This window comes from Haloferula sargassicola, from assembly GCF_040362925.1.
Taxonomy (GTDB): Bacteria; Verrucomicrobiota; Verrucomicrobiia; order Verrucomicrobiales; family Akkermansiaceae; genus Haloferula; species Haloferula sargassicola.
Map to the genome: position 1 here is coordinate 224,057 of NZ_BAABRI010000004.1, position 24,719 is coordinate 248,775.

At 66.1% G+C, this 24,719-nt stretch carries 15 protein-coding genes and 1 pseudogene; 10 read left to right on the forward strand and 6 right to left on the reverse strand.

Features of this window, described 5'->3' with window-relative positions; all coding sequences use genetic code 11:
• Positions 1-44 precede the first annotated feature (44 nt).
• Positions 45-1,298, forward strand: a complete 1,254-nt coding sequence (locus tag ABXH26_RS04935) for a voltage-gated chloride channel family protein (protein WP_353565933.1) — start codon at positions 45-47, stop codon at positions 1,296-1,298.
• On the opposite strand, the gene ABXH26_RS04940 is transcribed toward ABXH26_RS04935, so the two are convergent.
• From ABXH26_RS04940 to ABXH26_RS04950, 3 genes are read right to left on the reverse strand one after another with little or no spacing between them, the layout of a single operon-like run.
• The gene (locus tag ABXH26_RS04940; RefSeq protein WP_353565934.1) at positions 1,277-1,795 is read right to left on the reverse strand and encodes a hypothetical protein; all 519 of its coding nucleotides are present in this window, start codon (positions 1,793-1,795) and stop codon (positions 1,277-1,279) included. The two genes, ABXH26_RS04935 and ABXH26_RS04940, sit on opposite strands and share 22 nt — an antisense overlap.
• Entirely contained in the window at positions 1,792-3,600 is a 1,809-nt protein-coding gene (gene lnt, locus ABXH26_RS04945; protein ID WP_353565935.1) for an apolipoprotein N-acyltransferase, read from the reverse strand. The genes ABXH26_RS04940 and lnt overlap by 4 nt, the downstream gene beginning before the upstream one ends.
• Positions 3,600-5,531 (reverse strand): phospho-sugar mutase, encoded by a 1,932-nt coding sequence (locus tag ABXH26_RS04950; protein ID WP_353565936.1) that lies wholly within the window; start codon positions 5,529-5,531, stop codon positions 3,600-3,602. Before ABXH26_RS04950 ends, lnt begins: the two co-directional genes overlap by 1 nt.
• 146 nt (positions 5,532-5,677) lie before the next feature.
• Between ABXH26_RS04950 and ABXH26_RS04955 the strand changes: the two genes are divergently transcribed.
• Positions 5,678-6,580 carry a class I SAM-dependent rRNA methyltransferase gene (locus ABXH26_RS04955; protein ID WP_353565937.1) on the forward strand — a complete coding sequence of 301 codons (903 nt, stop codon included), beginning with the start codon at positions 5,678-5,680 and terminating at the stop codon, positions 6,578-6,580.
• Positions 6,581-6,607: 27 nt separating this feature from the next.
• Here ABXH26_RS04955 and lipA read toward each other — a convergent pair whose 3' ends face one another.
• On the reverse strand, positions 6,608-7,621 hold the full coding sequence (lipA, locus tag ABXH26_RS04960; protein WP_353565938.1) for a lipoyl synthase: 1,014 nt from the start codon (positions 7,619-7,621) through the stop codon (positions 6,608-6,610).
• A 252-nt stretch (positions 7,622-7,873) separates the two neighbouring features.
• Here lipA and ruvB point away from each other — a divergent pair, with 252 nt between their 5' ends.
• The 3 genes from ruvB to ABXH26_RS04975 all read left to right on the forward strand — a co-directional run bounded on the left by ruvB (position 7,874) and on the right by ABXH26_RS04975 (position 12,296).
• A complete protein-coding gene (gene ruvB / locus ABXH26_RS04965) occupies positions 7,874-8,890 on the forward strand; it encodes a Holliday junction branch migration DNA helicase RuvB (protein WP_353565939.1) in 1,017 nt (338 codons plus the stop codon).
• A 62-nt stretch (positions 8,891-8,952) separates the two neighbouring features.
• Positions 8,953-11,484 carry a glycosyl hydrolase gene (locus ABXH26_RS04970; protein WP_353565940.1) on the forward strand — a complete coding sequence of 844 codons (2,532 nt, stop codon included), beginning with the start codon at positions 8,953-8,955 and terminating at the stop codon, positions 11,482-11,484.
• A gap of 71 nt (positions 11,485-11,555) precedes the next feature.
• Entirely contained in the window at positions 11,556-12,296 is a 741-nt protein-coding gene (locus ABXH26_RS04975; protein WP_353565941.1) for a GDSL-type esterase/lipase family protein, read from the forward strand.
• A 3,749-nt stretch (positions 12,297-16,045) separates the two neighbouring features.
• Here ABXH26_RS04975 and ABXH26_RS04980 read toward each other — a convergent pair.
• A pseudogene (locus ABXH26_RS04980) lies at positions 16,046-16,474 on the reverse strand (hypothetical protein); the annotation flags it as partial.
• On the opposite strand from ABXH26_RS04980, the gene ABXH26_RS04985 reads away from it, so the two are divergent.
• From ABXH26_RS04985 to ABXH26_RS04995, 3 genes are read left to right on the forward strand one after another with little or no spacing between them, the layout of a single operon-like run.
• Positions 16,473-17,549 (forward strand): M42 family metallopeptidase, encoded by a 1,077-nt coding sequence (locus tag ABXH26_RS04985; RefSeq protein ID WP_353565942.1) that lies wholly within the window; start codon positions 16,473-16,475, stop codon positions 17,547-17,549. The pseudogene ABXH26_RS04980 and the gene ABXH26_RS04985 overlap by 2 nt on opposite strands.
• Positions 17,546-19,432, forward strand: coding sequence for a hypothetical protein (locus ABXH26_RS04990; protein ID WP_353565943.1), 1,887 nt, complete (start codon positions 17,546-17,548; stop codon positions 19,430-19,432). Before ABXH26_RS04985 ends, ABXH26_RS04990 begins: the two co-directional genes overlap by 4 nt.
• 7 nt (positions 19,433-19,439) lie before the next feature.
• Entirely contained in the window at positions 19,440-20,381 is a 942-nt protein-coding gene (locus tag ABXH26_RS04995; RefSeq protein WP_353565944.1) for an AAA family ATPase, read from the forward strand.
• A gap of 73 nt (positions 20,382-20,454) precedes the next feature.
• Here ABXH26_RS04995 and ABXH26_RS05000 read toward each other — a convergent pair whose 3' ends face one another.
• Complete coding sequence (locus ABXH26_RS05000) at positions 20,455-21,441, reverse strand: transposase (protein ID WP_353565949.1); 987 nt, start codon at positions 21,439-21,441, stop codon at positions 20,455-20,457.
• A gap of 489 nt (positions 21,442-21,930) precedes the next feature.
• Between ABXH26_RS05000 and ABXH26_RS05005 the strand changes: the two genes are divergently transcribed.
• Both ABXH26_RS05005 and ABXH26_RS05010 read left to right on the forward strand, forming a co-directional pair.
• Positions 21,931-22,287, forward strand: coding sequence for a hypothetical protein (locus tag ABXH26_RS05005; protein ID WP_353565945.1), 357 nt, complete (start codon positions 21,931-21,933; stop codon positions 22,285-22,287).
• A 160-nt stretch (positions 22,288-22,447) separates the two neighbouring features.
• Positions 22,448-24,559 (forward strand): TonB-dependent receptor, encoded by a 2,112-nt coding sequence (locus ABXH26_RS05010; RefSeq protein WP_353565946.1) that lies wholly within the window; start codon positions 22,448-22,450, stop codon positions 24,557-24,559.
• Positions 24,560-24,719: the final 160 nt, after the last annotated feature.

Here is a 24,719-nt window from a genome sequence, read left to right on the forward strand (position 1 = left end):
AGGTTTTCCAAGCCCGCCTGCATCCAACAGGATCCCCGCGTCCGATGATCCGCCTGCCATTCCAACCGGTCGCCACCCTGAAGTGGCTGGCCGTGCTGCTGCCGATGGCGGCGGTGGTCGGCTCCATCTCCGCCTTCTTCCTGTGGGCGCTCGATGCGGTCACCCGCTATCGTTTCGACCACCCGTGGCTGCTCTACCTGCTGCCCGTCGCGGGCGTTGCGGTCGGGGCCGCCTACCACCACATCGGCGGCAAATCCTCCGGCGGCAACAACCTGCTCATGGATGAAATCCACGAGCCGGGCGCGGGCGTTCCGCGGCGCATGGGTGCGTTCGTCCTTTTCGGCACGCTCGTCACCCACCTTTTCGGCGGCTCGGCCGGCCGCGAAGGCACCGCCGTCCAGATGGGGGGCAGCGTCGCGGCCGCCTTCGGCAAGGCGCTCGGGATCGATGCCGCCAGCCTGCGCATTCTGCTCATGGCCGGCGTCGCGGCGGGCTTCGGCTCGGTGTTCGGCACGCCGATCGCCGGCGCGGTCTTCGCGCTCGAGGTGCTGGTCATCGGCCGCATGCAGTATGATGCGCTGGTGCCCTGCTTCCTCGCCTCGCTGGTCGCCGATTGGACCTGCCGCGCGTGGGGCATCGGGCACACCCATTATTTCGTGGAAATCACCGGCCCGGATCCGCATCCGCTCCTCATCGGAAAAGTCCTGCTCGGCTCGGTCGCCTTCGGCCTGGTCGGGGCGCTTTTCGCCTGGTCGATGCACCGGTTGAGCAAGGTGTTTGCCCGATGGATTCCCCGCCCGGAGTTCCGCCCGGCTTTGGGCGGCGTGCTGGTCATCGGGCTGTTCTTCCTCGCCGGCACTCCCGATTACCTCGGCCTCGGCGTGCTCGGCAACCGGCCGGACGCGATCACCCTGCCCGCCATGTTCACCGGCGCGGACATTCCCTATGGCGCGTGGGCTTGGAAACTCCTCTTCACGGCCGTCACCCTGGCCGCCGGCTTCAAGGGCGGCGAGGTCACCCCGCTGTTCTTCATCGGTGCCGCGCTCGGCAACGCCCTCGGTCACTTGATGGGCGCCCCGGTCGATCTGCTTGCCGCACTCGGCTTCGTCGCCGTGTTCGCCGCGGCGACCAATACCCCGCTCGCCTCGGCCATCATGGGCATGGAGCTCTTCGGCGCGGGCAACGGCCTCTACCTCGCCGCTGCCTGCATCATCGCCTACCGCTTCAGCGGCCACAGCGGCATCTATTCCTCACAGCGACTCGCCGTGCCCAAGTTTCATGTCGGCTCGGGGGACTGATCTTTCTTTCCCCGCAGGCACAACAGCCCGGCCAGCGTGAGATAGGGAAATACAAGGAAAGCAATCGCCCCGACCCGCACCCGCGAGTCGTAGTCCTCGCCATAGTTCGAGAGCAGCGACTCGCCCACGATCACGGTGAATGCCAGAGCCGCCACCGCCGCGCAGCCAAAAAACAGCCACCACCAGAGCCGCGAGCTTTTCAGCAGTTTCACCGCAAAAGGTGCCACCGCCACGCAGGCGACGCTCAGCAGGAAACCACTGATCGAGAGGGAATCCGTCACGTTGAAATCGGCCGGCCTCTGCGCCGATTCAAAAAGCTCATGCCAAATCTCATAGCCCCAGTCCGTCTGCGGCTCGCCGGAGGTCAGGCCATACTCCACCACTGGCAGCCCCTGCATCAGCAGAAACATCCCGAGCCCGGCCCCCAGAAGCACCCGCGCGACTCCCTCCATCGGAGCGCTGGCTTCAGCCGGCGCCATTTCTTCCCCGGCTCTCATGCGTCATGCGCTGCCGGCTGAAGCCAGCGCTCCGATCTTCCGATCACCAGCCCCGCCAGCGCCAGTCCGATCACCCCCCAATCCCCGATCACCGCATACAGCGACATCGACGGGTTTTTTGGAATCCTCACCTCCACCAGCTTCGAGCCGCGGGTCAGGTGGTTGCCGTTCTCATCCCGCAGCTCCTGCCGTTTCCCGGATACGGGATCCACCGTACTTCCCCGCGTATCGACCGCCGCGCTCACCCCGGTGTTTCCGCAGCGCACCATCGGCCGCCGCAGCTCGATGGCCCGGAACTTCGCGTTCGCGAAATGCTGCGCCGCCGCCGGGCTGTCCTTGAACCAGCCGTCGTTGGTCACGTTCACGATCACCTGCGGGCCGCCGCGGACGAACTTCTTCAGCAGCCGCGGCACCGTGTCCTCGAAGCAAACGGAAGGAATCACCCCGACCTCCTCGCCGCCGATCACCGCCGGCACCGGGTCGAGCTCCTCGCCCTTCGACAGCGCGCCGGCATACTTCGCGCCCGACTGCTGTTCGTAGATCTTTTGCAGAAACGGCAGCTCCTCCACGAAGGGAATGTATTCGCCGAAAATGACCAGGTGGTGCTTCCGGAAAGCCTTCAACTTCGCGCCGGGTTCGAGGATCACGAGATCATTCCACACTCTCCCGTCCTCTTTCAAAACCAGCTGGTCCCCGAGCCGAGTTCCCTCCTCCTCGAGCAGCCCGAGCACCATCGTGAACTGGTCGGAGTCATTCACCACCGAGAAGGTTTGCCGGTTCTGCTCCCAGGTCGCCCAGTTCTCTTCGTCGTCGCGGAGGATGCGCCCGACCAGCGAACTCTCCGGCCACACGATCCAGTCGGGCCGCTTCAACTCGACCACCTCGCCGTCGGCCGCGTGCTTCAGGCGGGCCTCGTTTTCCGCCTCGATCTTTTCCAGGCCCTTCAGCGTTTCCTCCTCGTAGCCGAAGTGGATTTCCTCCGGCGTCCACAGCCGCTGCGAGGCCACCTGCGGGATGTTCAACTGCACCAGCAGCGCCTGGAGCTTCACGTAGTCACCTTTGCCCTCCGTTGAGATACGCCAGACGCCGTAGCAGAACGCCAGCGCCACCAGCACTGCGGCGACGCCGAAATCGACATGCGGCCTCAGCTTGCCGGCCTTCGTTTCCACCAGCAGGCGGCGACCGGTCTGCACCATCACCGCCTGCAGAAACACCGGGATGAAGGCCAGCCCGCAGATCCCCAGCAGGTCGGCCGACTGCGCCATCACCGGGGTTTCATGAAACGCCACGCCGAGCGTGTTCCAGCCGAAGCCGGTGAACAGCCAGCCGCGCAGCCATTCCTGACCGCACCAGACCGCTGCTACGGCAAATGCCGTACGGAGGGAAACGAAGGACTGCCGCCAATGACTCGGCTTCGCCGCGAGCTTCCCGCGGATCTTCGCCGCGACCCGGCTCTCGTCCTCCACCGTCCGCCCGCGCCGGGGATTCGCCCATTTCGCCGCGAAGGCGCCCCATAGTCCGGGAAAGACCGCGAGGTAGAGGCTCAGAACGACCCAGCCCACCGAACTCACGGTCGTGAGCCAGTGCAGGTTGATCAGGAACCCGACGAACCCCGCCAGCCAGCCGAGCCCGAAGCCCTTCCAGCCGCGCCGGCCGTCGAGCGACCACAGCGCGACCAGCAGGGGCAGCATCACCACCCACACCAGTCCGCCGAGGTCGAAGGGCGGAAACAGCAGCGCCGTCATCCCTCCGCTGGCGATCGCCGCCACCAGCCGCAACCACGGCGCTGACTTCGCGAGCCTCATCAGGCCATGCGCGATTGCGCGTCGGCCTCGATCGCCGACCAGAGCTTCGCCAGCCCCTCGGTCACCGCGGCCTTCGAGGTGGCCAGGTCACCGCCCGGAGCCGAGCGACCGAAGAGGTAGAACTTGATCTTCGGCTCGGTGCCCGATGGACGCACCGCGAACGAGCGGCCGTCTTCGAGATCCACGAACAGCATGCCTTCCTTCGGCAGCTCGTCGCCTTCCTCGTCGAAAATCGTGTCGGTCTTGAAGTCGCGGACCTTCTCGACCTTCGCGCCGTCGATTTCGGTCGGCGGGTTCTCCGAGTAGGACTTCGCCAGCGCCTGGATCTTGGCGGCCCCGTCGGCGCCCTCCATCACCATCGCCTTGCCCTGCTCGAGGAAGTAGCCGAACTCGCGGTAGATGTCGTCGAGCAGGTCGGGCAGCGTGGTGCCGACCGATTTCGCATAGGCCGCCACCTCGGCGAACATCACCGCCGCGCCGTTGGCATCCTTGTCCCGGACGAAGTCGCAGCCGAGGTAGCCGTAGCTTTCCTCGCCGCCGAAAAGGAAGAAGCGCGAGTATTCGAGCCGCAGCTGGCGGGTCGTGTCCTCGTCGAGATCGCGGTAGTCCGCGCCCTTCTTGTCGGCCGGGATCGCGTTCTCATACTTGCCGAGCTTTTCCGCGATGTACTTGAAGCCGGTCAGCGTGTTGACCACGCCGATGCCGAACTTGTCGGCGATCGCGCTCTGCAGCTCGGTCGTCACGAAGGTCTTCACCAGCACCGCGCGGGCGCGGGTGGTGTCGTTGAGCCAGCCGATGTCGAAGGCCGCCTTGCAGCGATACCATGCCATCAGCGAGCCGATCTGGTTGCCGGTGAGCAGCTGCATCTTGCCGGCGCCATCGCGCGCGACCACGCCCATGCGGTCGCTGTCGGGATCGGTCCCGATCACGATCTCCGCGCTCTCCTTTTCCGCCAGGGCCACGCCCATCTCGAGCGCCTCGGCGTTTTCCGGGTTCGGCGATTTCACCGTCGGGAAACGACCGTCCCGCACGTCCTGTTCGGGCACCGTGAGCACCTCGAAGCCCAGCTCGCGAAGCATCGGCGCGGTGATCTGCCCGCCGGTGCCGTGGATGCTGGTGAACACGACCTTGGTCGAGCCGCCCTCGAGCAGCGACGGCTGCATCAGCAACGAGCGCAGGCGGTCCATGTAGCGGCGGTCGGCCTCGGCGCCGAGGATCGTCACCGTACCCTGCTCGGCCTCCGGCAGCGGCTCGAACTTCTCGCTCTGGATGCTGTTGACCTGCTGGATGATTCCGGTCGCGTGCGGCTCGACGATCTGTGCGCCGTCGGAAAAGTAGGCCTTGAAGCCGTTGTCGTGCGAGGGGTTGTGCGAGGCGGTCAGCACCACGCCCGCGTCCGCCCTCAGCTCGCGGATGGTGAACGAAAGCTGCGGCGTCGAGCGCGCGTCCTCGAACAGCCACGCGTCGCAACCCAGCTCGGCCGCCGTTTTCGCGCAGAACTCGGCGAAGTCCCGCGAGAAATGCCGCGAGTCATGGGCAAACACCAGCTTCGGCTTCCGCTCGTCGCCGACGTGGACCTTCACATAAGCGATCAGTCCCCGCACCGCGCGCGAGACGTTGAAGAAATTCATCGAGGCCGTGCCCACGCACGGATGCTCGGGGCGCTCGTTCGGGCCACCGGCTCCGAGCTCGGCGGCGGTGACCTTTTTCCCGATCGTCCGGCCGCGCAGGCCGCCCGTGCCGAAGGCGAGGGTCTTGAAAAAGCGGTCGTTCAGCTCCTGCCACGCGCCGGCCTGGGCGAGTTCGGTGACCGCCGCCTCGGCGACCGGCGAAGCGGCACCGGCAAGCAGCAGGTCGATGTTCTTGCGGGAGCTATCGAGGAGATTTCCGGCCGACACGGCCTGGTCGAGGGTGGCTGCGAGGTCGCTCATTTCGGGTGGGGATACTAAGGCTCGATGCGGCGGTGGCAATGCCGGCTCGGGGGAAAAACCCGCTCGGCCTACCCGCCCGGCCGGAATCCGGGGGCGCCGACCATTGACCATTCCTTGTCGAATGTTGAATGTTCCGCCTTTCCTCCATGCCTTCCCGCTTCGACGCCGCCCTCCGCCGCCGCGAGTCCTTCCATCTCTCGCCTGCCGGCCCGACCGATGCCCGCCGCCTGATCGATGGCGAGGGCGACGGCCTCCCCGGCATCGAGCTGGAGACCTTCGCCGATCACTGGCTGGTCTCGACCCGCGATGTCCGGATTTCCGCGGAAATGGCGGGCTGGCTGCGGGATTCGGGTCGATCGATCTACCACAAGCGCCTCGACCAGCATCAGAAGGAATCGCCCGCGCATTTCGCCGGGCCGATGGTCGAAGCGCCCTTCCTCATTCACGAAAACGGCCTGCTCTTCGAGATCTCGTTCCAGTCCGGCTACTCGCAGGGCATCTTCCTCGACCAGCGCGACAACCGCCTCGCCCTCCGCCAGCGGCTCGGGTCGGGGAAAACCCTGCTCAACACCTTCGCCTACACCGGCGCCTTTTCGGTCGCCGCCGCCGCGGCCGGCGCGATCACCACCACGCTCGACCTTTCCCAGCCTTACCTCGACTGGGCCCGCCGCAATCTGGAGCACAACAGCTTCGATCCTTCAGAGCACTTTTTCTGCAAGGGCGACACCTTCCACTGGCTGCGCCGCTTCGCGAAACAGGGCCGCAGCTTCGACGCCATCGTGCTCGATCCGCCGACCTTCTCTCGGGACAAGGACGGCAAGGTGTTCCGGGTCGAGACCGACTACGGCCAGCTCGCCGCGCTGGCCGCCCGATGCCTCGCCCCCGGCGGCGTGCTGCTCGCCAGCACCAACTGCCGCCAGCTCTCCGAGCCTGCGTTTCTCCGGGCCCTGCGCGACGCCATCCCGCAAGCCCACCGTTTCACCGCCGCCCCGATGCCTCCCGACTTCACCGGCGAGAGCTACCTGAAGTCGGTGTGGGTCGAGCTGTAGGGGAAGCGGGCAGATGGCCTGCGCTCCCTACGCCACCGACCGGCCCACGATCTCGCTCTTCGCAGCGGGGATCGGCAGGTCTTCGGGCTGGAGGTCGATCTTCGCCCCGGCGGCCGCCTTTTCCGCGTCCTCCAGGATGTCCAGCTCCGGCCGGAAATCGGCCGCGTGATACGAGCTGCGGACCAGCGGCCCGCTGGCCACGTGACGGAAACCCTTGTCCAAGGCGATCTGCTTGTATTCGGCAAACGCGTCCGGATGCAGGTAATCGACCACCGGCAGGTGCTTCGGCGTCGGACGCAAGTACTGGCCGAGCGTCAGCACGGTCACATCGTGCTCCAGCAGGTCGTCCATCGCCTTGAGCACCTCGTCCTTCTGCTCGCCGAGGCCGAGCATGATTCCGCTCTTGGTGGCGACCTTGCCGGCGACCATCGCCTTGGCCTTCTTCAGCACGGCGAGGCTGCGGAAATACTTCGCCCGCGAGCGGACCAGCGGGGTGAGCCGCTCGACGGTCTCCAGGTTGTGGTTGAAGATATGCGGGCGGGCATCCATCACCATCCGGAGCGCCCAGTCGCGGTCGTTGAAATCGGGCACCAGCACCTCGATCACGATCCCGGGGTTGAGCGCGCGGACGGCCTCGATGGTCTGCTGGAAATGCTCGGCGCCGCCGTCGCGGAGGTCGTCGCGCGCCACGGCGGTGATCACCACGTGGTTGAGCCTCATGCGGCGGGTCGCCTCGGCCACGCGAGCCGGTTCGTCGGCCTCCAGGGCGTCCGGCTTGGCGGTTTTCACGGCGCAGAAGCCGCAGGCGCGGGTGCATTTTTCCCCGGCGATCATGAAGGTCGCCGTGCCTTGGCCCCAGCACTCCCAGCGGTTCGGGCACTGGGCCTCCTCGCAGACGGTGACCAGCTTGAGGTCGGTGATCAGCGACTTGGTCGACCAAAACACCGGGTCGTTGGGCAGGCGGACCTTGATCCAGGAAGGTTTCTTGTCCTGATGGAGTTCCGGATCCATCCGCATCTTGGGACCGTGGCAGGCGCTCATCGGCGCGGAACTTAGGACCGGAGCCCCGGCCGTGAAAGAGCAAATTCCGCGTATCTTGCCAAGGCGGGCTGATGGGGGGATTCTCGCAGGTTGGAGAGGTTGGGGAGGAGGCACGGGATGATGGTTTCGGTTTCAAAAAACCATCCTCTCCATCCTGCGTATCCTGCCATCCACTTCCGGCAGCCCGCCTGTTCACCGGAAAAATGCCTTGGGCAGCGAAGGCGCGGCGTGCTCTGCTGAGGGTGCCGCCCGATGAGCGAAAACTTCTACCAGCAAACCACCGCCGAGCCGAAGGGCGCCTTCGACGTTTCCCTGCGCCCGCCGGTCTTCTCGGAATTCATCGGGCAGGAGAAGGTGAAGGACCGGCTCCTGCTCATGGTCGAGGCCGCCCGGAAGCGCGGCGACGTGCTCGACCACGTGCTGCTCTCGGGGCCGCCGGGTTTGGGAAAAACCACGCTCGCCAACATCATCGCGCGCGCCTCGGGCGCCCAGCTGCACACGACTTCCGGACCGCAGATCGAAAAAGCCGGCGACCTGGCCGGCGTGCTCACGAACCTCCAGAAGGGCGACGTGCTTTTCATCGACGAAATCCACCGCCTGCACCCGGCGATCGAGGAATATCTCTACCCCGCGATGGAGGACTTCCGGCTGGATATCATCATCGATTCCGGCCCGTCCGCGCGCTCGATCCAGCTCAACCTGCCGCGCTTCACCCTGGTGGGCGCGACCACCCGCTCCGGGATGCTGACCGCCCCACTGCGCTCGCGTTTCGGACTGGTGAACCGGCTCGACTACTACACGCACGAGGAGCTCGCCCAGATCGTCGAGCGTTCGGCCGGGCTGCTCGACATTCCGGTGACGCCCGAGGGTGCGCTGCAGATCGCCGCCCGCTCGCGCGGCACGCCGCGGATCTGCAATGCGCTGCTGCGCTGGGTGCGCGACTTCGCCCAGGTCCGCAGCGATGGCACCATCACCGGCCCGATCGCCGACCAGGCGCTGCACATGATCGAGATCGACGACGACGGCCTCGACGAGATGGACAAGCGCCTGCTGGAGGCGATCATCTACAAGTTCCAAGGTGGCCCGGTCGGGCTCAGCTCGCTGGCAGTGGCCGTGGGCGAGGACGCCTCGACGCTCGAGGAGGTCCACGAGCCCTTCCTGATCCTCCAGGGCTTCCTCCAGCGCACGCCCCGCGGCCGGGTGGCCCTGCCCGCAGCCTACGCGAAAATCGGCGCTACCCCGCCGGGCGATCAGCAACAGCTTCTCTAGCCGCCCTCCCCGAACGGGGCATCGTGCGTCGCGGCGTTCTGTCCGAAAGTGGCGCCCTGTCCATGAAACGCCTGCTCTTCGCCTGCCTCGCGCTCGCCGGCCCGCTCGCGGCCGAAATCGACACCGCCAAGCCCTGGACCCGCTGGTGGTGGCTGGGCAATGGCGTCGACCAGGCCAACCTGACCCGCCAGCTCGAGGACTTCGCCGAAGCCGGGATCGGCGGCGTGGAGATTTGTCCGATCTACGGTGCCAAAGGCTACGAGGACCGCGACCTCGATTTCCTCTCCGACGAGTGGATCGCCATGCTCGACCACACCGCCAAGGAATGCGAGCGACTCGGTCTTGGATACGATCTCACCACCGGCACCGGCTGGCCTTTCGGCGGTCCGTGGGTGACGGATGAGATGGCATCGCACTCGATGATCCCGGTGAAAAAGGAGGTCGCCCGCGGCGAAGTGACCCTCAAACTTCCCGAAGGCCAGCTGCAGTGCCTGCGCGCCTACGCCGACCATCCGGACACCATCGACCTCGCCCCCTTCGTCGAGCACGGCGAGCTGCACTGGGAGGCTCCGACCGCCTGCCGCATCTACGGCGTGGTGGCGAAATCCCCGATTCAAAAAGTGAAGCGGGCCGCCCCCGGCGGTGCGGGCAACGTCGTCGATCCCTTTTCGCCTGAGGCGCTGAAGGCCTATCTCGCGCACTTCGACGACCCCTTGGACAAACTGGATGGCCCCCAGCCGCGCGCTCATTTCCACGACTCCTTCGAATACTACGGGGCCGACTGGACGCCGGGCCTGCTCGCCGCCTTCAAAGAGCAACACGGCTACGATCTGGCCGAGCACCTGCCCGCCCTGTTCGGCGAGAGCCTCGACGACGACCACGCCCGGGTCGCCCACGACTACCGGGAGACGCTCGACCTACGGCATCGGCAGTACTTGGAAACCTGGCACGCTTGGGCGGCGAAACATGGCTCGCTGACCCGCAACCAGGCCCACGGTTCGCCCGGCAACCTTCTCGACCACTACGCGGTCGCCGACATCCCCGAGACCGAGATTTTCCGCCATGTCGATGACGAGCAGATCCCGATGCTCCAGTTCGCCGCCTCGGCCGCGCACGTGACCGGCAAGCCGCTCGTCTCCGCCGAGTCCTTCACCTGGCTCGGCGAGCATTTCCAGGTGAAACCGCAGGCCCTCAAGGAGGCCGCCGACTTCCTCTGGCTGGGCGGCGTGAACCATCTCTTCTTCCACGGCATCCCCTATTCGCCGGACGATGCCGGCTGGCCCGGCTGGCTGTTCTACGCCTCGACCCACATGGGGAAAAACGGCGGCCTGTGGCGCGACCTCCCGGCCTTCAACCGCTACATCCGCACCGTCCAGCACGAGCTCCAGTCCGGCCAACCCCACACCTCGATTCTGCTCTACTGGCCGGTTCATGACATCTGGTCGAAGCCGGCCGACAAGCTCCCGCTGCTCACCATCCACCACCAGCACGAGTGGCTTGACGGCACCGCCTTTCACGAAGCAGCGATGATGCTGTGGGAAAACGGCATCGCCTGCGACTTCGTTTCCGACCACCTGCTGGAAGGGGCCACCGTGGAAGAGGGCCGGATCCTGCTCGGCGGCCGACATTTCGACCTGCTCCTGATTCCCGAGCACAGCAGGGACGTCGAGGCCACCGATGCCCGGATCGCCGCGCTCGGGCGGGATGGCGCCCGCATCGCGTCACTTGGCGGATTCCCCGCAGCCGGAAAAAAACGCGATGCCGCGGCTTTGCTGGCCCACCTTGAAACGGTCGGCATCACAGCCGAGCCGATGACTGCCAAGGGCCTTCGTTTCGTCCGCCGTGACACCGAGCGCGGCCAGTCGTGGTTCATCGTCAACCCATCCGCGGAAACGGTCGACGCCTGGATTCCGCTGTCCGTTGACTTCAAATCGGCACGGTTTCTCGACCCGTCCCAAGCCGGCCGCGTGGGGCTCCCCGCCGTGCGGGACGGGAAGATCCATTTCATTCTTCAATCCGGCGAGTCACGGCTGCTTCGCACTTCATCGATGGATACCTTCGCCGGCCCGGCATGGAAGGACTTCCAACCAAGCGAGACGCTGGTGGAGGTGAGCGGTCCGTGGAAACTCGAATTCCTCGAGGGAGGACCGACGATTCCGGCTCCCCGCACCGTCCCCACGACCCTGTCGTGGACCGAGGACGGTGATACCGCCTGCCGCAACTTCTCCGGCACCGCGCGCTACCGCACGACCTTCCAGGCTGCCGCGGCAGATGCGGTCGGGCTCGACCTCGGCCGCGTCGCCGAGACCTGCCGCGTCACCCTCAATGGCCATGACCTCGGCAACAGCTTCTTCCCGCCCCACCGGTTCGATGTTTCCGGCCTGGTGCGGGATGGCGAAAACACGCTGGAAATCGAGGTCACCAACCTCGCCGCCAACCGCATCGCCGACCTCGACCGACGCGGAGTCGAGTGGAAAGCCTTTCACGAGATCAACTTTGTCAACATCGACTACCAGCCCTTCGATGCCTCCGGTTGGAAGCCGCTACCCTCCGGCCTGCTCGGCCCGGTGCGTCTGATTTCCCTGGCGGAATGAGGTGGCCCCGCGAAAGCGCGATACCCTCACGGGTTATCGCGGGAGCGGAGATCGGCAGTGCAACGTGAGCCATGCGCTATCTGCTCCTCGTCCTGCTCGTCGCCGCCCAGGCGATGGCCAAGCCGACGTTGTGGATCATCGGTGACTCCACCGTCCGCAATGGCACCCCCGGCCAAATGGGCTGGGGAGATCCTCTGGTCGGCGAGTTCGATCCGGCCAGGATCGAAGTGGTCAACCGCGCCATCGGCGGCCGCAGCAGCCGGACTTTCCTAACCGAAGGCCGCTGGGACGCCATCCTCGCCAACCTCCAGGCCGGCGACTACGTGCTGATGCAGTTCGGCCACAACGACGGCGGCGACTATTTCACCGGCGACCGCCCGCGGGCCAGCATCCCGGACATCGGTGAGGAAACGAAGAGCGGCACCGTGGCGCAGACCGGAAAGGACGAGGTCGTCCACAGCTACGGATGGTATCTGCGACACATCTGCCGCACCGCGAAGGCCGCGGGCGCGCAGCCGATCGTGGTTTGCCGACAGCGTGGGCTGCGTGCCGAGGTTCTACCGCGTCCGCGTCACGCCGTGAGCGATCACTCGGCGGTCATCTTGAGTCGCATGAAGGCGTGGCTGGCGGCATCCACCGGCACCGTCCGGATCCACTCGCGACGCTCGAATTCACCGAGATCCGCGAGCTGGAGCGATACGATCGAATCCGACGAAGCCGGGTCATCGAGCCCGGCCAGGGAAGTCGCCGACTGGGCGCTGACCGTCATGCCGGGAGTTTCCTTCCGCACCGTGGCGGCCAGGCTGAGGTAATCCTTGGTCGGATCCGCGCTGACGAACTCCGAGCCTGCGACCTTGCGCAGCGTGCCATCCGGCAACGGTTGGGAATCGGCCACCAGCGGATCGCTGCCAAACAACCACTCGAAGGCGTTGGCGATGCCATCCATGTCGGGGTCGGCCTCGGGGTCATCGTTTCCCGAAGGAAACGGATAGCCTGCCGACCACGCGGCATACCCGACCGCCCCGATCACGCGCAGCCGGCCGAAAGCGATGCCCGAGGTATCCCACGCAAGACCCGGGCCGAGATCGGGGAGATCGAGATCGCTCGGCGTGACCGTGAGAGTGATGGCATCGAAAAGCTCATAAACATCTCCCGCCACCGGCGCGGCCGCGGAGGCATCGAGCGAAACCTTCAGCGCCCCCTGCATCACGAGCTGGCCGGTGGAGGCCAGCCGGTCATGGAGCGATCCGCCGGCAACGTCGAACTCAATCGTCGATCCGGCATCGAGGGTCACGTCGCCTTCGACAAGGAGCGAGGTCGGCGAGGCTTGGGGCGGCGGGTTCGCTCCCACCGGATAGGTCGTGTCCGCCCCGCGGAGGAAATGGACCTGATCGATCAGGACCGTGCTGCCCGCCCCTCCCGCCGCCATCACGCCGAAGGCATGGAGCGCCGCCCCGGTGAAGCCATTGCGGTAGTGGGCGGCGGTGCCTCCGAAGATGCCATCATTTTCGCCCTGCGAGTAGTAGACGCTATAAGTTTCCGCCGCGTTGTCGATGACCAGCCAGATGTTATACCACTCGCCGAGATGCACATCCTGGATCACCGCATTGCCCGGCAATCCGGCATCGGCCAGCTGGAAATCCGCGCTGCCGTCCCCCGCCCCGGCCAGGAAGGGCATCACGGCGAAGTCCTGCCAGGCATTGTTGCTGTCGATGTCCGAAACGTCGGGGCTGAGACCGAACATCACGTCGAAGGCCCCGCCGGTGCTGGTGGCCTTGAACTGGAAAAAGACGGTCGCTGTTTCCCCAACCTCGATGCCCGCACCCCAGTTCGCGGCGAGGTCGGTCTCGGCACCGCGCCACGCGGCGCCGCCCTTGGTTTCGAGGGAAAGACCTCGGTCGGAGGCGACGATGTTCGAATTGGCCGTATCGACGAATTCCGCGCTCCACACCCCTTCGCTGGCTGTGGTCGAGGGCCCTGCCGCGTAGGAGTCGAAGTCGTCCAACCTGATGATCGGGCTTGCGGACCCGAATCCCGCACCCCCGATGCGGAGCGTGGTTCCGGCGCCGACCTGCAGACCGGCCGCGATGCTTTTCGAAAAGGAGAACACGCCCGGCCCGGCGAGTCCGAGCAGGTCGCCTGCGAACGAATCCACGCTGCTGTCCAGGACGACGGCATGGGACGAATCATTGGTCCATGTCTGCGGGCCGCCCAGGACCACCGCGCCGGTGGTGGAGATCGCCACCTCGCCGGCGCCGGCTGCGAGGCCCAGCCCGTCCGCGCCGAGGGTGAGGTCGCCGCTGCCTCCGATGCCGACGTTTCCGCTGCTCGTCACCCTCAGGCCGCGCACGGACAGGTCCGCATCGAGCACGGTGGCCGCCTCATTCCGGGCACCGCTGGCGGAGAACACGACTGACGTCGCCGCCTCCGGAACACGCCCGGCCGCCATCGAACCCCCGGCATCGGCCGACCAATTCCCGGGGTCAGCCCATGCCCCATCCGCATCCCCTTTCCAAAACAGGCGGCTCGTCGCCGCCTCCGCCTGGGAAATCGAGAGCGTGATCGCCCCGCCCGCGGGAAACTCCGCGACCCCCAGCCGCGCCCAGCCGTTGTGGTTGGAATAGGCATCCGCTTCCACCCGCACGCTGTCGGCCCCGGCCGCGGTGAAGATCACGCGCGGCCCGCCCTGCGAAACGGAGACGGTCTTGCCTTCCAGCGCGATCACACTCGCGGTGCGGCCGTCGTTCGAGAGCACCGGCCACACGTAGCGCAGCGGCCCGCTGTAGCCGGTCACCTCCGTGGTCAGCTGCACGCCGGCCGGCGTCACGCGGTAGTGCTCGGTGATGCCGGCCACGTTCGGCAGGCTGCCGGCGTAGGTCACGTCGAAGGCGACCTCGTCCGGCGACTGGCTCCCGGGCGTGACGGCGACCGAGGTGATCTCGCTGCCGCCCATTTCGCCGAGTGTCCGCCATTTCCCCTCCCCGTCCTGCCAGGAAACGCCGACCCCGGTGGTGATCGGAGCCGGAGCCGGCGAGGTGTAGGACGAGGAGGCCAGCAAGCTGTCGCTCGGCCCGAGCTGCGGAGATATGCCTTTCTGGTGCACCCGGATCAGCCCCGTGGCATCGTAATGATGGTCGGCGGTGGTATCGAGCTCCACATAGGTGCCGCCCGCGTTGGCGAAGACCTTGTTGAGGCCTTTGATGCGGAACATGAAGCCACCCACGTCGGCGGGTGCCGGGCCCTCGGCCACGTCCTCGGTGGTCCCGGCGTATTCGTAGGCCGAGGCCAACATCGCCATCGGCAAAAGATTATACTGCGAATGATATGAATAGCCTTCGTAGCCGTGTCGCGAGGCGGGATCGACCCAGTTCTTGACGATCTGCATCTCCCCGCTCGGCCGGACCCAGCGCTGCATCGAAGACAGCGCGAGGTGGGCTGCGCGCTTGTAAACGCCGGCCAGCGTGGTGTTTCCCGCCGCCTTCGACTTCGCCGCGTAGATTTCGTAGGTCAGCGCCTGTTCCGCCTCATTCCACTGGTGGTGCGCCGAGCGCCCCCCCGCCGGGAGCTCGCCGGAGGGCGACTGCATGAAAAGGCTGGTCACCGCCGCCCGGTCCATCGCCTCCGAGACCTCGGTACTGAAAGGCCCGTCGTAGCCCCGGGCGATCACGTCCGCGAGGAAGATGCGCGGGAAGTGGTCGTAGGCCATCGGCCCCTCCATGTAGAGGCCGTAGGGCGAGGTGAAATGCCGTCCCTGCGCCGCCCAGCTCTCGGTCACGTAGGCGTTCGTGGCCGGCCGGAGGCCCATCATCTGGAACAGCGCCTCACCGCAGGAGGACACGATGTTCCAGTTCATGCTGCCCATCGCCTGGCGGTAAATACTATACGGATCGTAGGTAAGATTCGCCCGCCAGGCGGCCACCCGCGCGGCATCCGCGCGGGGTTCGAGCAGGCGATAGGCGTGGGCCAGCATGGTTGGGTAGAAGTCCTCGTGGCTGCCGGCGGCCTGGCGGTTGTGCAGGCGCAGCGTCGCCCAGTCCATCGCCTTGCATGCCGGCTCCAGCAGGTCGGCCCGGCCCGCGTTCACCACCAGCACCGCCGCCGCGTTGGCGAAGGCCGGCGTGCTGTACTGGATCTCGGCGTCGGCGTAGGGATCGATGATCGCGCCGCTGGCGTCCTGCTTGGATTTCCAAAAATCGACCTCCCCGGCGATCAACCCCAGATAGCCGGCGCGGGACAGGCCCGTGGCCTCGAAACCGTCCGCCTGGCTTTCGAAGGAATCGAGAAGCGCCGGCGTGGGATCGGTCGCGAACACCGAGGCATCCCACTCGCTGGCCGGTGAACTCTGGATCACGGGGGCGAGGTCCTCCTCCGTCGGCTCGATGCTGAGGCCATTGACCACCCAGTTCGGCGTCGGGGACCCGAAGGTGATGTCCAGCGTGCCGGTCGATTCCACCGTGGCGGACAGCTCCAGATATTGCGCCGTTTTCGGGGAAAGGGTCGGCAACGTGCCGGCGCCCGACACGGCGACCGTGACGACATGATCGCCGTAGCTGGCGTCCCCGCACAGGACCCGGAGGAGATACTTCCCGGACGTCAGGCCGGACACGCGGAAGGTCCGGCCGCTCACCGAGTTGGTGAAAATGAAGTCCCGCCGCAAGTCGTCGGACGTGCCGCGGTCGCGCAGATTCAGCCCGCTGGTTTCCGTCCAGCCGTATTTCCGGGCCGCCGAATAGGCCGTGGTGTGGGTGACCGCCACGAAGCCCGCGGCGGTGCCGGCGTTTCCGAAATCGAAGTGCCACTCATCCTGTCCCCAGCCCGGCGCCGCCACTCCGAGCAGCAGCGCCGCGACGAATAATGAAACGTTTCTTTGCATGGGGTCACCTTGATCTGCCGCGATGCCCGATGACCAGCCCTCGTTCCGGGGGAAAGGCGGGAAATTCCGCCACTCGCCGGTTGCCCTGCGTGCCGCCGGTGCTTGAATTCGCTGCATGACTTCAGCCGACCGTGATTTTCTCCACCATCTCCTCGAGACTCCGAGTCCCACGGGCCGGGAAATGCCGGGCCAGCGCGTATGGGCGGACTACATCGGCAAGGTGGCGGACTCGGTGGAGTGCGACGCCTACGGCTCCACCTGGGCGCGGCTGAAAGGCGACACCGACCAAACGGTGGTGCTCACCGCGCATGCCGACGAGATCGGCTGGATGATCCGCCACATCCAGGACGATGGTTTCATCCGCCTCGAACGCGTCGGCGGATCGGACTTCGCCGCCGCCCAGGCCCGCCGTCTCCGCTTCTTCGGCGACAAGGGCGAGGTCGCCGGCATCATCGGCAGCACCGCCATCCACCTGCGGCGCGACAACCTCGGCAAGGAGGATGCGCCGAAACTTGAAGACCTGTGGGTCGACGTCGGGGCGTCTTCAAAGGACGAAGTCGCCGAGCTCGGGCTGCGCGTCGGCCATTGGGGCATCTACACCGACGGGCCGGCCGAACTTGCCAACAAACGCATCATTTCCCGCGCCCTCGATAACCGCATCGGCGGCTACATCATCGCCCAGGCCATGAAGCGCGTGGCCAAGGCGAAGCAAAAGCCCGCCTTCACACTGATCTGCCTGAACACGGTGCAGGAAGAGATCGGCGGCCACGGCGCGATGATGACCGCCTACTCGCTCAAGCCCGACGTGTGCGTGTGCCTCGATGTCACCCACGCCACCGACACGCCCGGGATCGACGCGAAAAAACACGGCCTGGTCCGGCTCGGCGGGGGGCCCGCCCTGAGCCATGGCACCGCCAACCACCCGCTGGTCGTCGAGCGCCTGATGGCGACCGCCGACGAGCGCAAGATCCCGGTCCAGCACGAGGCCAGCAGCCGCTACACCGGCACCGATACCGACAAGATCTTCTACCAGCGCGGCGGCATCCCCAGCGCCCTCGTTTCCCTCCCGCTGCGCTGCATGCACTCGGTGGTGGAAACCGCACACCTCGATGACATCGAGCGCATCATCGACCTGTTGGCGTCGTTTGTCCTCGGCCTGAAAGGCAAAGACCGTTTCCATCAAACCCTGTGATCCGATCCCTGCTGGGTGCCCTGCTGATGCTGTCCGTCGCCTTGGCCGCCGGGGAGCAAGACCCCGCCGCGGTCGCGCTCGATTTCCTGGGGAAACTCCAGAAGGTCACCCCGTCGGACGAGATCGACGCCACGGAGATGACGGCGCTTTTTCCGGGCACCACCGAAGCGCGGCGCACGGAGATCGAGTCCGCGCTGCGCGGCCTTGCGAACGAGCTGGCCGGTGCCCGGCTGGACGTCGTCGAGAGCCGGACCGAAGGCAGCCTCGCCGGCGTTTTGATGTCGGCCACCTTCGGCCTCAATGCCTCCGCTGCCCGCGTCCATCCGGTGGCCCTGATCGTTCGCGACGACACCTGGCTGCCCGCGCCCGTCGAAGGGACTTTTGAAAACCTCGGCATCGATTACCTGCCGGACTTTACCGCCCCGTCGCACAGGCTGGCGAAGTGGATGAAGGACGAGGCCCCGAAACGGACCCGCCAGCTGCGGCAGCGGCTGCTGACCGATCTGCGGGACAGCATCCGCCGCACCGAGATCGCGCGGATGCCCGCCGCCACGCCTCCCGCCGAGCTGCTCATGCATTTCCTGGAGGCCGCGGCGGCGCGCGACCTGCCCTCGGTGCTCGCCGCCCTCGGCGGTGCCGAAGACGAGCTCTCCGAGGACTTCCAAGCCACCGCCGCCTTCGTTGCCAGTTCGTTCAAGCGCGCTCAGGAACTCGGACTGCCCGATCCCTCCGCCCCCGACCACCTGCTGACCGTCATCGAAGAGGAAACCAAGCCTTCCACGGCGGTCGTCAGCGTTGGCGATTTCGACTGCCTCAAGACCCGCCGCGGTGCCGACGCGCTGCGTGTTTACGCCTTCGATTTTTCCCGCACCTCCTCCGGCCGCTGGCAGTTGGTGCCCTCGTCCCAGTTGCTTTTTTCCAGCCCCGCGGTGCCATCGCCGGAAGTTCAGGAAAAGTTCGCCGTCGCCCTGCTCGCCGCCCACCCGCCCGTCGCCGCGGAGTCGCCGGAAATCCTCGCGCGCCGCGCCCTCCAGGCCATCGCCACCTGCGATCCCGGGAGCCTTCTGGAGTCGGTGACGCGCGAGGAGTCCACCCCCTTCGACGCCCTGGTGGATTTCCTGAGGCCGCTCACCACCGCCCGCAAGCTGCGCCGCCGGCCGGTGCTGCTCGGCACCTGCACCATCGGTGATCGCGCCGCCGCCTTGTGGCTGCCGTTCGACCTTTCCCACCCGGAGATCGAGCCGGACCGCTTCCTGCATTTCACGCTCCGGCGGTATGACCAGGGCTGGCTGCTCGCGCCCGGCCAGAAGCCCGGCGACGAGCTGGACGCGTGGATCGAGGAGCAATCCGCACGACCCGGGAACCATTGGTATGAAAAGCTCGGCCTCGCCGAGGTCGCGACCCCGGCGCCGCTCCGGGAAACGCCGGCGGACGAGGCCGGGAGCATCTTCGCCGGCTGGGCCGACGCCCTCCAGCGCCAGGATCTCGCCGGTGCCTTCGCCCGGGCCGCCGTGCCCGCGGGAGAGGATGGTCGCCGGCACCTGATGGAATACCTTGGCACCGAGTTCAGCAGCGATTGCGACATCCAGCTCCTCAAGGTCCACACCGAGGGCTCGTGGACCGCGGCCACGCTGCGCCACCAGCCGCAGGATCCGAAACAGCCCGCCACTTATCTCCTCCACCCTCTCATCTCCACGCCGGAAGGTCCCCGCATCCTCGCCGAAGCCATCCTTTACACCGAGGACACCCGCGGCCGGCGGCTCCTCAACGACCTCGCCCGCAAGCGCCTCGCGGCGCTTTTCCCTTCCGCCGACCTCGATCCGCTGCGCGAAATCCTGCGCCGCCACGAGGCGCTGGCCGAAGAAGACCGCTCCCGCCCCTGAACCCATCATGCCCCGCAACCCGCAGGATACCGCCCTCGCCCTCGAACAATCCGTCCGCAAGGTCGTCATCGGCCAGGACGACACCGTCCGCCGCATCCTCGCCTGCTTCGCCGCCGGCGGCCACGCCCTCGTCGAGGACGTCCCCGGCACCGGCAAGACCACCCTCGCCAAGGCCATCGCCCGCTCGGTCGCCGACACCTCGTTCAAGCGCGTCCAGTTCACCCCCGACCTGCTGCCCACCGACATCCTCGGCGTTTCCATCCTCGATCCCCGCAGCCAGGAGTTCCGCTTCCGCCCGGGCCCGATTTTCACCGACATCCTGCTGGCCGACGAGATCAACCGCGCCTCGCCGCGCACCCAGTCCGCCCTGCTCGAAGCCATGGCCGAGCGCCAGGTCACGACCGACGGGGAACGCCGTACTTTGGACGGCATGTTCTTCGTCATCGCCACCCAGAATCCGGTCGAATTCCGCGGCACCTACCCGCTGCCCGAGGCGCAGATGGACCGCTTCATGATCCGCAGCCGGCTCGGCTACGTGACCCACGAGCAGGAAATCGCCATCCTGCAGGGCCAGGTGGAGCACCACCCGGTCAACCAGCTCGAGCCGGTGATCAGCCGCGACGAACTCGTCGAGCTGCTCGACGCCGTCCGCCACGTGCGCGTCAGCGAGTCGATTCAGTCCTACATCGTCGGCATCGTCTCCGCGACCCGCACGCGGGAGGAAATCCAGCTCGCCGCCAGCCCGCGTGCATCGCTCGCCCTGATGCGGATGGCCCAGGCGCTGTCGATCTTTGAAGGCCGCGAGTTCGTCATCCCGGAAACGGTCCAGACCTTGGCACCGGACGTCATTTCCCACCGCCTCGTCATCGAACCCGAGGCCCGCCTGGCCGGGTCCGACGCCCGCGGCATCGTCAGCGAAATCCTCGCCGACACCCCGACGCCGGACTGAGCGTTGCATCGATCGAAGCGTCTTTGAGACAACCCTTTTCGGAAAAGGCTCGGGTTGCTTATCGACTTCACTTTTATCCCACCGGCCGGACCCGGAGCGCCCTCAACGAGAAAAGCTCCTCCGCCGACTCGCGGATCGGCCTCGCTCCGTTCATCCGCTTTTCGCCAAAGCAGTCGCGGCACTCACGGAACACGCCCTCCACAAACTCCCTGCTACCGATCGCCACGCCATCGCTGAAATACCTCACGCGGCATCGCAGCAATTCCGCACGCGACAACTTCCCGCTGGTCTCGATCACCGCTCGTGCCCGCTCCGCGGAAACTCCCTTCCGTTTCACCAAACCGGCCTCATTCGCCACCTCCCGACCTTCTCCAAAAAGCCAGCATCGATACCACTCGCAAGCCGTAAGGTCCGCCTTCGCCGGCCTCACATCCCATGAGTCGAGCGGCCGCTCCAGCAGCCGGCAAACTCCGCGCCGCGCCCGCTTGCTCCCCGCCACCGCCTCCGCGTATCCACACCACCGATAATCTTTGGGATCCTCGCACAGCCCGGCGCGCACCGGATTCAAGTCAATGTAGGCGGCCATGGTTCGCAGCGCATCGCCATCCTGCACGACCACGCTCTTGTAGCGATCCATCCACAACGTGCCCCGGCGTCCATGATGCTTGTTGAACCAGCGCGAGAAGCGTTCTTTAAGCTCTTTCACGAAGGTCTCGAGATCGCAAAACCGCTTGTGGAAGCGTGCGAAGAGCTGATCCACCTCCTTCATTGCTCCCATTTCGCGCAGCTCTGCCACCTCGCGCCGCAGCGCGGAAACGAAGCTCTTCGAGTAGAGCAGGCCGAGATGGGTGAAGAAACGCTCCTCACCGCCATCTTCCAAGAAGCGCTGGACGAACTTTTCCCGATTCGGCACCCGCAGCAGCAGGTGGAAGTGATTACCCATCACCGCATAGGTCATCACCTCCACGCCGGCGAAGCGCTCCAGCCTCCGCATGATCCGGCAGAAGGCCTCCTTTTCCACCTCTCCGAACAGCATCTCCCCACCCGCCGTCCGGCTCATCACGTGGTAGGAATTCGAGTCGATGTTCGGCCCTAGAAACCGCCTCCGCCCACTCCCCCGCCCCCGACGGAATCCGCCCGGATAACGCCCCGTAGGCAGACCGGCTTTTTCCACCGGTCTCAGCTCCTCTGGTGAATTGGTTCTCATTGGCTTGCGCCTTCTTTACCCTCCAAGCAGGCAAGTCGTCAACGTTACTTTATACTTTATGCCTGGCATATTGTGATGTGGCATATTGTGATGTGGCATATTGTGATGTGGCATATTGTGATGTGGCATATTGTGATGTGGCATATTGTGATGTGGCATATTGTGATGGCATAGTGTGAGTGTGAGAGCGTGAGGGTGCGAGTGCTGAGTAGGCGGGCCGCTCCTCATTGCCCATACGGCGTCCGAAAGGGTCCAACCCGCTTCGGTGCGAAGCGAGAAATTTAAGCAAATGCAATCACTGTGCGTTTATCCTTTACTTAGGCAACGTGAAGCATCCACCCTATGGCCGCATTCACGATGCCGCCGGGTTCCCGACATTCCCTGATCAGGCCGCTGCTGGCCATCCTGTTGATCCTTCAGCTGGGCATCATCCAGCTGATGGCAGTCAGCCCGGCTCTGCATGAGGAGTGGCACGGTCACTGCAGCCACAAACACGAAGGCGGCCGTGATTTCCCCTGTGCCGTGGATCTGTGGCTGGCGACCGGGGGCGAGGAGTTGCCCGCGCCGGTGGTCGTGCCGCGGATGGCGGAGTCACCCCCGCCGCTGAATCCCGTCATCCGGGCTTGCACGGTGGCCATTCTTTCCGCTGCCCACCTGGAAGGGGGCATCACGGCCCACGCCCCGCCGCGGGCGCCCTAGTCCCGTCGTTCGGACTCGATCGCTGCTGCCGGCCGCACCTTCACCGTGTGGCTCTTTTTCCCGACCGCCGCCATCCGCGGCCGTCGTCCTCCGGCTTTTCCGGATCCCGAGTGCGATGCTCCATCGTACCCACGATTTTTTTCAAACGAACGACACTTTCATGAAACCAACTTTCTTCCTCCGTGCCGGCAGCCTGCTGCTTGGCCTTCCCACCCTGCTCATCGCCGACGATGATTTTAACGATACGCCCGACTTCGAAAAGCCGATCGGCGCCCTCGACACGGTGGTCGTCACCGCCAACCGCAGCGGCCAGACCTTGTTCGACCAAGTGCAGCCGGCGAACGTCCTCGCCGGCCCGGAGCTCCAGCTCAAGCTGGCTCCGACCTTGGGTGAAACCCTGAACCACGAGCCCGGCGTCAGTTCGACCAACTTCGGACCGGGGGCCAGCCGGCCCGTCATCCGTGGCCTGGGCGATGACCGCCTGCGCGTGCTGCAGAACGGCACCTCGGTCCTCGACGTCTCCAACGTCAGCCCCGACCACGCCGTGGCTTCCGATCCGCTGAGCATGACGGCCGTGGAGGTGGTGCGCGGCCCCGCCACCTTGCTCTACGGGCCGAACACCCTCGGCGGCGTGGTCAACGTGATCGATGACCGCATCGCCACCGAACCCTTCGACGGAAGCTGGCCCAGCGGACGATTCGGGGTCACCGGAGGCACGGCCGACGATCTCTTCTCGCAATCCGGCGCGGTCCACTGGGGTGCCGGGCCGTTGGTGTTCCACCTCGATGGCTTCAACCGCGAGACCGAAAATCTGGAGATCCCCGGCTTCGCCCGCTCGGCCCTGTTGCGCTCCAGCGACCCACCCGGGACTCCACAGCCCTACGGCGTGCTGCCCAACAGCGCCACCCACTCGAAGGGCGCCGGGGCCGGCATTTCCTACGTGACCGATGCCGGCTACCTCGGGCTCTCGTATTCCGGGATCGAGTCGAAATACGGCACCGTGGCGGAGCCCGATGTCACCATCGGCCTGAGCCAGCGTCGTGTGGAAATGAAGGGCGCCCTGCACTCGCCCACCTCATGGATCAAGGACCTCAAGCTCGACCTCGGATACTCCGACTACCATCACACCGAGTTCGAAGGCCCCGCGCCGGGCACGCAGTTCATGATCGAGGGCTTCAACGGCCGCCTCGAGCTGCTGCATGAACCGGTCGCCGGCCTCGAAGGCGCGGTGGGCATCGAGACCCAGGTCAACGAGTTCTCCGCCCTCGGCTCGGAAGCCTTCCTGCCGACGGTCGACAACGAAAGCTACTCGACCTTCTTCTTCGAAGAATACGGCTTCGATCCCTTCCGCCTGCAGTTCGGCGCGCGCTACGATCACCAGTCCAGCGAAACCACGACCAACCCCTTGTTCGGTGCCGGCCTGAGCCGTGATTTCGATGCCTTCAGCGGATCGGTCGCCCTCGTCTACGAACCGGTCGAGGGCTACTCGGCGACCGTTTCCCTCGGCTACGCGCAGCGACCGCCGACTTACGTCGAGCTCTTCGCCAACGGTCCCCACGTCGCCACCGGCAGCTTCGAGATCGGCGATCCGAACCTCGGCACCGAGGACGCGCTCTCCCTCGATGTCTCGCTGAAAAAGAACACCGGCCGGGTGACCGGCAGCGTGAGCGGCTACTACTACCGCTTCGACGACTTCATCAGCGCCCAGCCCACCGGGGCCTTCGATCCGGCTGATGGCTTCCCGATCTACGCCTACCAGCCGGTCGATGCCGAGTTCTACGGCGGAGAAATCGAGACCGTCTTCCGGCTGATCGGATCCGATCCCGATTCCGTACCCGTCGTTTCCGATGACCCGAAGGCTCCGCTGCCCGCGGACTCCTCGATCGGGGATGAGCACCAGCTCGACCTGACGTTACGGGCCGACTACGTCCACGCCGAGAACCGCAAAACGAGCGAACCGCTGCCACGCATTCCCCCCTTCCGTGCCAGTGCGGGACTCGACTACCACTATGGTCCGTTCGGAGCCGGTATCGAGTGCCAGTACGCGGCCAAACAGGACCGCACGGCGACCTTCGAGCTGCCGACCGATGGCTACGTCCTCGTCAACGCCAGCATCCACTACGTCCTTAGTAGCGGACCGGTCGAAACCACCTTCTTCATCAAGGGCACCAACCTCACCGACGAAGAAGCCCGCATGAGCACCTCCTTCCTCAAGGACGTTGCACCCATCGCCGGCCGCGGCCTGGTGTGCGGCATCCGCAGCGAGTTCTGAAAACCATCGCTCCTCCGAAAAGCTGGTCCGCTTGTAAGCCCCCGAGCGACCGCCGTTGGGACGATCTCGGCGGACTCCGCTGACGTGTCAGGATCGCCGGATGTCACGGACACGTTACACCGATGAGGACAAGGCCCGCTTGCTCGGGGAGTTCGTAGCC

What these genes read in the sequence shown, in the direction of transcription:
- ABXH26_RS04950 (WP_353565936.1), bottom strand. Translation starts at nt 5,531, where the DNA reads ATGAGCGACCTCGCAGCCACCCTCGACCAGGCCGTGTCGGCCGGAAAT.
- ABXH26_RS04935 (WP_353565933.1), top strand. Translation starts at nt 45, where the DNA reads ATGATCCGCCTGCCATTCCAACCGGTCGCCACCCTGAAGTGGCTGGCC.
- ABXH26_RS04940 (WP_353565934.1), bottom strand. Translation starts at nt 1,795, where the DNA reads ATGAGAGCCGGGGAAGAAATGGCGCCGGCTGAAGCCAGCGCTCCGATG.
- ABXH26_RS05000 (WP_353565949.1), bottom strand. Translation starts at nt 21,441, where the DNA reads ATGAGCCGGACGGCGGGTGGGGAGATGCTGTTCGGAGAGGTGGAAAAG.
- ABXH26_RS04970 (WP_353565940.1), top strand. Translation starts at nt 8,953, where the DNA reads ATGAAACGCCTGCTCTTCGCCTGCCTCGCGCTCGCCGGCCCGCTCGCG.
- ABXH26_RS05010 (WP_353565946.1), top strand. Translation starts at nt 22,448, where the DNA reads ATGAAACCAACTTTCTTCCTCCGTGCCGGCAGCCTGCTGCTTGGCCTT.
- ABXH26_RS05005 (WP_353565945.1), top strand. Translation starts at nt 21,931, where the DNA reads ATGGCCGCATTCACGATGCCGCCGGGTTCCCGACATTCCCTGATCAGG.
- ABXH26_RS04985 (WP_353565942.1), top strand. Translation starts at nt 16,473, where the DNA reads ATGACTTCAGCCGACCGTGATTTTCTCCACCATCTCCTCGAGACTCCG.
- ABXH26_RS04995 (WP_353565944.1), top strand. Translation starts at nt 19,440, where the DNA reads ATGCCCCGCAACCCGCAGGATACCGCCCTCGCCCTCGAACAATCCGTC.
- ruvB (WP_353565939.1), top strand. Translation starts at nt 7,874, where the DNA reads ATGAGCGAAAACTTCTACCAGCAAACCACCGCCGAGCCGAAGGGCGCC.
- lnt (WP_353565935.1), bottom strand. Translation starts at nt 3,600, where the DNA reads ATGAGGCTCGCGAAGTCAGCGCCGTGGTTGCGGCTGGTGGCGGCGATC.
- lipA (WP_353565938.1), bottom strand. Translation starts at nt 7,621, where the DNA reads ATGAGCGCCTGCCACGGTCCCAAGATGCGGATGGATCCGGAACTCCAT.
- ABXH26_RS04975 (WP_353565941.1), top strand. Translation starts at nt 11,556, where the DNA reads ATGCGCTATCTGCTCCTCGTCCTGCTCGTCGCCGCCCAGGCGATGGCC.
- ABXH26_RS04955 (WP_353565937.1), top strand. Translation starts at nt 5,678, where the DNA reads ATGCCTTCCCGCTTCGACGCCGCCCTCCGCCGCCGCGAGTCCTTCCAT.